This is a genomic window from Lysinibacillus sp. NPDC097868 (assembly GCF_044761135.1).
Taxonomy (GTDB): Bacteria; Bacillota; Bacilli; order Bacillales_A; family Planococcaceae; genus Lysinibacillus.
This window is the reverse complement of record NZ_JBIWBS010000012.1, coordinates 1-8,795: the sequence shown is the minus strand read 5'-3', so window position 1 is coordinate 8,795 and position 8,795 is coordinate 1. Positions and strand designations below refer to the sequence as shown.

5 protein-coding genes are annotated in these 8,795 nt (G+C 34.2%); 3 read left to right on the top strand and 2 right to left on the bottom strand.

Going from position 1 to position 8,795, the window contains the following annotated elements:
• The 3 genes from ACIQXJ_RS24040 to ACIQXJ_RS24030 form a co-directional block, all read left to right on the top strand.
• The coding region (locus tag ACIQXJ_RS24040) for a hypothetical protein (protein WP_403058606.1) at positions 1–3,207 on the top strand (3,207 nt) is incomplete at its 5' end.
• A 283-nt stretch (positions 3,208–3,490) separates the two neighbouring features.
• Positions 3,491–4,330, top strand: coding sequence for a helix-turn-helix domain-containing protein (locus ACIQXJ_RS24035; RefSeq protein ID WP_403058609.1), 840 nt, complete (start codon positions 3,491–3,493; stop codon positions 4,328–4,330).
• 15 nt (positions 4,331–4,345) lie between these two features.
• On the top strand, positions 4,346–5,236 hold the full coding sequence (locus ACIQXJ_RS24030) for a tyrosine-type recombinase/integrase (protein WP_403058612.1): 891 nt from the start codon (positions 4,346–4,348) through the stop codon (positions 5,234–5,236).
• Positions 5,237–5,404: 168 nt separating this feature from the next.
• Here ACIQXJ_RS24030 and tnpA read toward each other — a convergent pair whose 3' ends face one another.
• Both tnpA and ACIQXJ_RS24020 read right to left on the bottom strand, forming a co-directional pair.
• The gene (gene tnpA, locus ACIQXJ_RS24025; protein WP_403058615.1) at positions 5,405–5,857 is read right to left on the bottom strand and encodes an IS200/IS605 family transposase; all 453 of its coding nucleotides are present in this window, start codon (positions 5,855–5,857) and stop codon (positions 5,405–5,407) included.
• 226 nt (positions 5,858–6,083) lie between these two features.
• Positions 6,084–8,795 (bottom strand): hypothetical protein (locus ACIQXJ_RS24020; RefSeq protein WP_403058618.1); only part of this gene is annotated, 2,712 nt, incomplete at its 5' end.

Sequence of the window (8,795 nt, the reverse complement as noted above, 5' to 3'; positions counted from 1 at the left end):
ACTAAAGCTGGTATTCCTGTAACATTCTTCATCCCAGGTTCTGCTAATGGTGTTAAAACTCCAGTAACAGTTGAAGCTGTAACGAACGACGAAGGTATCGCTTCTTATACTTACACTCGTTATGCTGCAACTAACGATACTGTAACTGTATACGCTAACGGTGACCGTTCTAAATTCTCAACTGGTTATGTATTCTGGGCTGTTGATACTACATTAACTATTACTGAAGTAACTGAAGGTTCTACTATTAACAATGGCGCGAACAAAGTTTACAAAGTTACTTATAAACACCCTGATACTGGTAAACCAGTATCAGGTAAAGTACTTAACGTATCAGTGAAAGAAAACATTGACGTAAATGTTGATAAATTACAAAACGTTACAGTTAATGGTCTTGCTGTAGTTCAAACTAGCGATAGCAACACAAGAGCTGCACAAATCACAACTGATTCTAAAGGTGAAGCTACATTCACAGTTACAGGTTCAAACGCTGAAGTAACGCCAGTAGTATTTGAAGCAACTCCAGTTACAACTACTAATGCAAATGGTACAGTTACTACAACTGGATATACTCAAAAATACACTGCAGATACATTACAAGCTTCTGCTGCGAAAGTAACATTCGGCGCTATTCAAGCTGCTTACACACTTGAATTAACTCGTGATGGTGGCGAAGTTGCAGCTACTGGTCATGAAAACGGACGTAAATATAAACTAGTAGTGAAAGATAAAGATGGTAAATTAGCTGCGAACGAAACAGTTAACGTTGCATTTAACGAAGATATCGACGGAGTAATTTCTACAGTTACTTCTGCAAAATTCGTAAAAGTAGAAAAAGGTAAACAAGTCGGCTTTGAAAATGACAGAAAAATTACTGTTAAAACAAACTCTAAAGGTGAAGCTAGCTTCATTATCGGAACTGACCTTGGCAGCATAAACACTTACGCTACACCAATCGCTTGGATTGACATCAATAACCACACTGGTAAAGATGCAAACTTAGACAAAGGTGAACCTTCAGCAGTGGCACCAATTTCATACTTCCAAGCTGCATACTTAGAAGGTTCTAAATTAGTATCTTATAATGGTGATAACGAAACTGATAAATTTGAAGGTAACCAAACAGCTACATTCAAAGTACAACTTACAAACCAAAGTGGTAAAGTAGTTAACGCTTCAGGTTACAAAACTGAAAATGTATCTTACACTATTTACAATACTGGCGCAGAAAATGTAGTAGTTGATGGTGTAACAATCGCGCCAAACCGCGTGCATACACTAGTTTCTAAATCTGGTGATATTAAAGTTACTTCTGAAAATAATCTTTCTACTTCTGTAAAAGTCCTTGCTACTGGTGTAGCTAAAGAAATTAGCGGTAACAAAGAATTTGCATTCACTGCTAAAGAAGCAACTGCAACATTCACAAACGCTGGAGAAATTACAAACCCTTACACAGGTGTACTTGACCTAGCAAGCATCAACAAAAAAGATAAAGAAATCAAATTTGTTGGTAAAACTAAAGCTGTAGCTTATGCTGGTGAATCTGGTAAAACTTATAAATACTACAGTATGGGTAGCACTATAATTTCTAGCGCTGATGCTTTCATCTCTCTATTAGAAGAGTATGCTGCTACTGGTAAATCAGTACGCGCAACATATGAATTTAAAGATGATGTTGTTACTTTCGCAATCGTAAGTGTTACTGATAGAGTAGTTCCTCCTGGTATAGTAGTTCCTCCTGGTACAGCAGTAATTCCTCCTGGAACTGCAGTAGTAGCTACTGGTAATGTGATATCTATCAATAAAGATACAAAGTCATTTGTTATTCAAAATGCTTCTACAAATGCTGCTTATACGTATTCTTACAGTCAAGCTAATGTGGCGCAATACCAAATTTCGGGCACACTTGTAGATTACACTAGATTCGAAACTGCTTTAACTGATGGTGACGAAGTAACAGCTAACTTAACATTTGATGGCAAATATATTTTAAATAATAACGACAATGGTAAGGGTGTAATTCCTATTAAATCGCAAGCTGCATTTGACCAAGCACTTGCTAATGGACAAACAACTTTCACTTTAGACATTGCTAATGGTTTAACAATTAAGACTGATAAGGCAATCACAATCAATTTATCAGGTACTATTGCAGGAGGATTAACTGTAAATACGCCAAATGCACATATTAATAACGCAGCTACAATTACTGGTGGTGTAAACATTATCGATGTAGCAGGTAATTCATTTATTAATACCGGTTCAATCTCTGGTGATATTATAATCACTGATAATAATGCTAGATTTGTAAATGAAGGAACACTAAACGATAACATCAGAATCTCTGGTAGTGGTAAAAAAATGTTAGCCTTAGAAGGTACTTCTGATTCTTTAGCTATTGTTGATACGGATGTAACTCAATTATCATTAACTGAAGGTTCATCATATAAATCCCTTCTAACACATAGTTTACAAACTAAAGTTAATCAAGATAATGTAACTTTAGTTACTAAAGGGAAAGAAGATACAGTAATTTCTTCAACGTTAAATGAGAACAAATTAACTATTTCTATTAAAGATGCTGATTTAAATAAAGATTCCAGCAAAGCAGAAACATTTACTGTAGCCGGAAAATACGGAGATGACAATCTTCAATTAAAATTCGTTGAAACAGGTGATAACACAGGTGAATTCCAATCTACAGTAGACATCGTTAAAAAGGGTGATGTACGTTTCACTTTTATTGATACTACGCCTAAAGATGGAATAGTAAAGTTACGAGAATTTCACCATTCTGTAGATGCATCAATAATCAAAGAACAGATCGATAAAAAATTAGATGAGATTACAGTAGATGGGAAAAAAGAATCGTCAGAAACTCCTGAGAAATACACTGTTAAAATTGGTGATAAGACAATTGCTGTAGCATCTGAGCAGGATAAAAATAAGTTAGAATCGCAATTAGGAAAATTAAAAAAAGAATTTGAAGAAATACACATGTTGTTTTTTGAAGAACTTAAACTGACTAATCAACAGCGAGAACAGCAATTAAAAGCGCTAGTTAAGGAAATAGAAGAAGATATTTATGATATAGAATGGTTTTTAAACAGCTTACTTGAAATAAATACTGAGCTAGAGCAGAATAAAAAGTTAACTCAAGAGTTTTTTGATGACTTAGAAATTTTCTTAAGTGTTTTATTACTCTAGATTAATCTATTTGGGAATCTAGATAATATGCTATTTAGATTGTGACATAAGTATATCTATAACCCCATGACTTGTTTTCAGCAATTCATGGGGTTTTTTAACTACAAATCTCAAACGAGTTATATAAATCTTTTTTATTGAAATTATCCAATAAAGTGCATATTTAAAAAATCCATTTATCTTCTGTTCTCTCGCAATATATTGCATAGTTACAACATTCATTTTTTATAGAAGTTGTAACAAAGGGAAGATAATTTTAATTCGAAGGGAAAGAAGTGAAATAATGGAGACAAAACAAGGACAAGCCATTGCGCTAGGAAATCGCTTAAAAAGGCTCCGCCATAAGCATCACTTAACGATTGCTGGGTTAGCTGATTTATTAGGAATTTCGCATAGTTATGTAGGTTTTATCGAAAATGGTTCAAGAAATGCATCTGAAAAAGTATTGAAAAAGTATGCGGATTTTTTTCAAGTGTCATATGCAGAATTAGCTGAATTACAATTACAACTAGAATACCCTACCCAAATAGAAAATCCTCTTACATTAACAGATGAGATGATGGAATTAAATAGTTTATTAATGAAATTAAATGAGGATTTCCGATCTTCCATTATTGAGGACTTTAAGGAGCAAATACAACAGACACTTTATAATCTTCTAACGCCATACAATATTGCAGATATAAAAAAATACATTACGAAAATAAAAAATGATTGGTTTTCTGAATGTGAGGAACCGCTGACAGAAGTAAAAAACTACAAGGGCTATATTGCCTTATCGAGTGAGCAATTATATTTTCAATTAGTTGTAGAGCACAGTGTACTGCATATTCAGCTATTATATTGCGATAGAAAACAACGAACACTTTTTGAAAATTGGTTAGGTGATTGTTCCATCTCCTATCAGACTGAGGAAAATTTACAGCACATTAGTGAACCACAGAAAATATTAAATATACTATGGTTAAGTCCCAATATGTCCTATCGACAACAACATCAATATTTAGTAACAAAAGAGCTACTTTCTTTCGAGTTAAACTATTGTGATGCAAAACTAAATTGGTTTGTTCATAATTACGATAAGCATAATGCAATGCAAAACATACAAGAAAACATTAGCTAAGGAGCTGATATCTCTTTGATTTTCTATTCAGACTTTGATTTACCTAAATACTTAAAAAAGTTTCTTCAACATCTAAAAAGAAAGTACTATTCAGAAGAAACCATTATTGGCTATGAAAATGATATAAAAAAATTCTCATCATTTATTTACCAATTATATGATGGTCAAATCTTAACAGAAGAAATATCGAAAGATGACATCTTAGAATATCTCGATTTTTTAGGTAACCAAGATTATAAACCTAACTCTATTAATCGGTATTTTTACGGTTTAAAAGCATTTTTCAAGTATCTTGTTATCGAGTTGGACTTTAAAGTCGACCCAACAATCGGCATCTCTACTCGAAATGTTTACGTCCCTTTACCCGAAATATTAGATATAGATGAAATGGCATTAGTATTGTCTACAGCCAAAGAATACTCTGAGTTTTACCATGTATTAATCAGCTTGCTATATTATACGGGTTCAAGAATAACAGCTGCTCGAACGTTGTTAAAGGAAAATGTAGATATAAAAAATAATAAAATATACTTCCCACGGATTAAAGGTGGAAGAGATCTTCATTTACCACTACATCCAAAACTACAACAAATATTGAAAGATTATTTACACAATACAAAAGATAACGGTTCGGATTATTTATTCCCATCTCCCGTAAGCCGGAACATGCCAATAAGCGGCGTAGAAATTCGTATCAAATTGAAAAAAATCGGGTCACAATGCAATATTACAAAACGTTTAACTCCACATGTTATCCGTCACTGTACAGCAACACATTTAACACTACTTGGTGTTGACCAACATTATATCGCTACTTTATTAGGTCATACCGATTCCCGTTCAACTGCACGTTATCAACATTTGAAAGTAGATGATTTGAGATCAGCTATGAAAAAGTTGAAATGAATAATAACACGGCGAATATTTATTCAAATATAAAAATAAATATAACGATTCAATAGCTTAAAAACCCACCAGTAAAACTGGTGGGTTTCTGTACGCGTGAAACGCTGCTTACTACCACATGTCTAAAGACATTCTCAAAGGTCCTCCAACCGTATTCTTTATTCTGATTTATTCACAATTAAAAGGATCAATGATATCATTCATTGACATTTGATCATAGCGTATATCTTCTTGTAATTGTCTTTTGATATACTTATGAATCACTTTTTGATTTCGAGAGACGGTATCCACTAAATATCCTCGACACCAAAATTGGCGATTTCCCAATTGGTACTTTATATTAACATGTCGGTCGAAAATCATTACGCTACTTTTCCCTTTTAAATACCCCATGAAAGCGGAAACGCTTAGTTTCGGAGGAATTTTCACAAACATGTAGATATGATCCGGACATGCTACTGCTTCTACAATTTCTACACCTTTTCTTTCACATAACTGCCGTAGTATCCTTCCTATTTCCGCTTTAATTTGACGATAAATTTCTTGTCTTCTATATTTCGGTACGAAGACAATATGATACTTACAATTCCATGTTGTATGTGCTAAACTTTTACTATTCATTTAAACTCCTTTCGTACAAAGTCGGTTGACTAGACCTGATTTTATTGTACGATTGGAGTTTTTTTGTTGTCTATAGCTAAATGGTTTTCGCCCCCTGCACAGCTTATAAAGAAATTGCACTTCGATATATTTAATTATCTATAAATTTAAAAAGGCTTTGTGGAGAAGTACACCTCTCCACAAAGCCTTAAATTAAATCAATTGAATAAATATCAATTTATAAAAATTATTTTGTAATACTAACTGATAATTCAGCAGTAGTTGGAGCTGCATTAGCTTGTGTAACAGTTACTACATTAGAACCAGCAACAAGTGCGATAGTATAGTCAGCACCAATTGCATTATCTAAAGCAGTTACAATAGTAGCTAATGTGTCAGTTGTAAGAACTTTGTGAGAAGCTTCTTTTGTTCCAACTTTAACTGTGATAGTTTCATCTTTAGCAGGAGTAGTAGTTACTGTGAACTTCCATTGAGCTGCTACAGCTGTACCAGTAGTACCTTTTACTTCAGGTGCTACAGTTAAACCTAATCCAGTAGTTGTATCTAAATCTTTAACTTCTACAGATGAAGCTGTACCTTTTGTTGGGCTTGTAAGAACGATTTTGTCAGTATCAACTGTTGCAACATCGTTTGCAAATCCTACAGCTTTAGCTGCCGCATTAATTTGAGCAACTACCGCTGCTGCACTAGCTGCAGCTGAAGTACCCGGATTAATCGCAGTAACAGCAGTTGTAAATTGAACACCATCTACTACTAATACAAGATTACCAGCACCAATTGCTTGATTTACAGTTGCACCTTCAACTTTAGCTGCTGTACCAGCACCTTCTGAATATTCAGTAGTTGCCTTTGCACCAAAGTTTACAGCACCAACTGTAGTATTTAATGTTGCAGTAGCAGTAGCAGTAGCTGCTACATTGTTAGCGTTTTTAGCATCGTTATAAGTAGCTGTAATTACGCCATCTTTTAATAAAGCTAATTGAGCTGAAGTTAGAGTTCCAGCGAATTCCCCACTGTTAACAGTAGTTTCAGTTAAAGTAATGTTAAATGAAGTGTTTGCAGTATCTGTAATTGTAACAGTTGTAGTTTCAGCTACAGTAGCATTAACATTTAAATCTGCATCTTTAACTGTAATTGTTTGGTTCGAATTTGCATTGAATGAAGTATTTGTAAATGCAATCGTACCCGTTACACCATTAGCTGGAGTAGTATCAGCTGTTGGATGTCCAATACCGCCAGTTACAACACTAATAATGTAGAATGATACAACACCATCTTCTTCTTTATAAGTTACAGTAACTTGGTTATTATTACCTTGGCTACTTAATGTTGCGATGAAAGCATCTGCATCTGCAATTGGAGTACTACCAAGGCCATAGTATTTGTAAGTTTTACCTGATACGCCAGCGTATTTAATTGCATCCTTTTTATCGAATGTAATAGTTTTCTTGTCTGTATTGTAAGACTTAACAGCACCAGTATATGGATTTGTTACTTCATTTGTAGCAGTGAATTTTGCAGTTGCTTCTTTAGCAGTAAATGCAAAATCTTTAACCACACCATTCTCAGTGTATTTTGCTACACCAGTTGCTAATACTTTAACAGCTGAAGTTTTACCTTTTGAGTCTACTAATAGGTCTGTTCCTGGGCTATCAAATGTTGTTGTAACACTACGATTTGGTGCTACTTCTACAACATTGCCATTGTCCTCAGTTACATAAATATCATTATCACCAGTATTAAATACAGTGTAAGTAACTTTACTTACATTATTAGTAGAGTATTCTTTACCACTTTGGTTAGTTAATTTAGCTGAGAATTTTGCAGTTTTATTACCAGCAAAATCAGAAGTTTCTTTAGTACCATCTAAAGATACTAGTTTTGCTCCGTCTAAGTATTCAGCTTGGAAATGTGAAATAGCAGCAACAGTTTTCGGTTCGCCCTCATCTAGAGATCCACGTTTAGCACTTGCATTATTAATATCAATCCAAGCTATTGGAGTTGCATAATCGTTTGGCGTTGTACTACCAATAACAAATGATGCTTCACCTTTAGAGTCAGTTTTAACAGAAATTTGTTTATCAGTGTTACCTGATCCATTTGCAGGATAGAATTTTTGAGTTCCATCTGATAATACTTCAACAAATTGTGCTTTAGTATTTGTACTAATTACACGATCTAGGTCTTCATTAAATGCAACGTTTACTGTTTCATTCTTCGCTACATTACCATTTTTGTCTTTTACAACAACTTTATACTTACGGCCATTAGATTGACCAATTGCAGCAACTTCGCCACCATCGCGAGTTACTTCAATAGAGTATTCAGCTTGAACTGCAGAGAATGTTGTTTTAGCAGCAGTTGTTTGTAAAGCTGATGCTTTGTAAAGTTTATTTGATTCATTTGCAGTCGTGTTTGTTTCATATACTACAGGAGTAACTGTAGCGTTAGAACCTGAAACTGTGAATGTAGCTTCACCTTTAGAGTCAGTTGTAATTTGTGCAGCCTCTAAAATTGTACCATTACTTAATTGTTTAACTTCGAAACCATTAACAGTTGCGTTTGCTAATTTATCAGCAGTAACATTGATGTTTTCAAGGAATGAAACATTGAATGTTTTGTTTGCTTCTGGTTTACCAGTTGTTGGGTTTTTATAAGTAACCTTGTAAGTTTTGTTAGCTCCATTGTTAATTGAAGAACCAGTAGTTACTTCTTCAATAGTAAGGATTGTATCAACACCCCAGAATACATGACCTGTTGAGAATTTAGAACGATCACCTGTAGCGTAAGCTGTTACTGTATCAGTACCAGCTGCATAACGAGTGTAAGTGTAAGTAGCTACACCATTCTCATCTGTATATGCTTCACCAGTAATTGTTGGATATACTGCATCGTTGTTACCTGGAACATAGAAAGTCACAGGAATACCAGCTTTAGA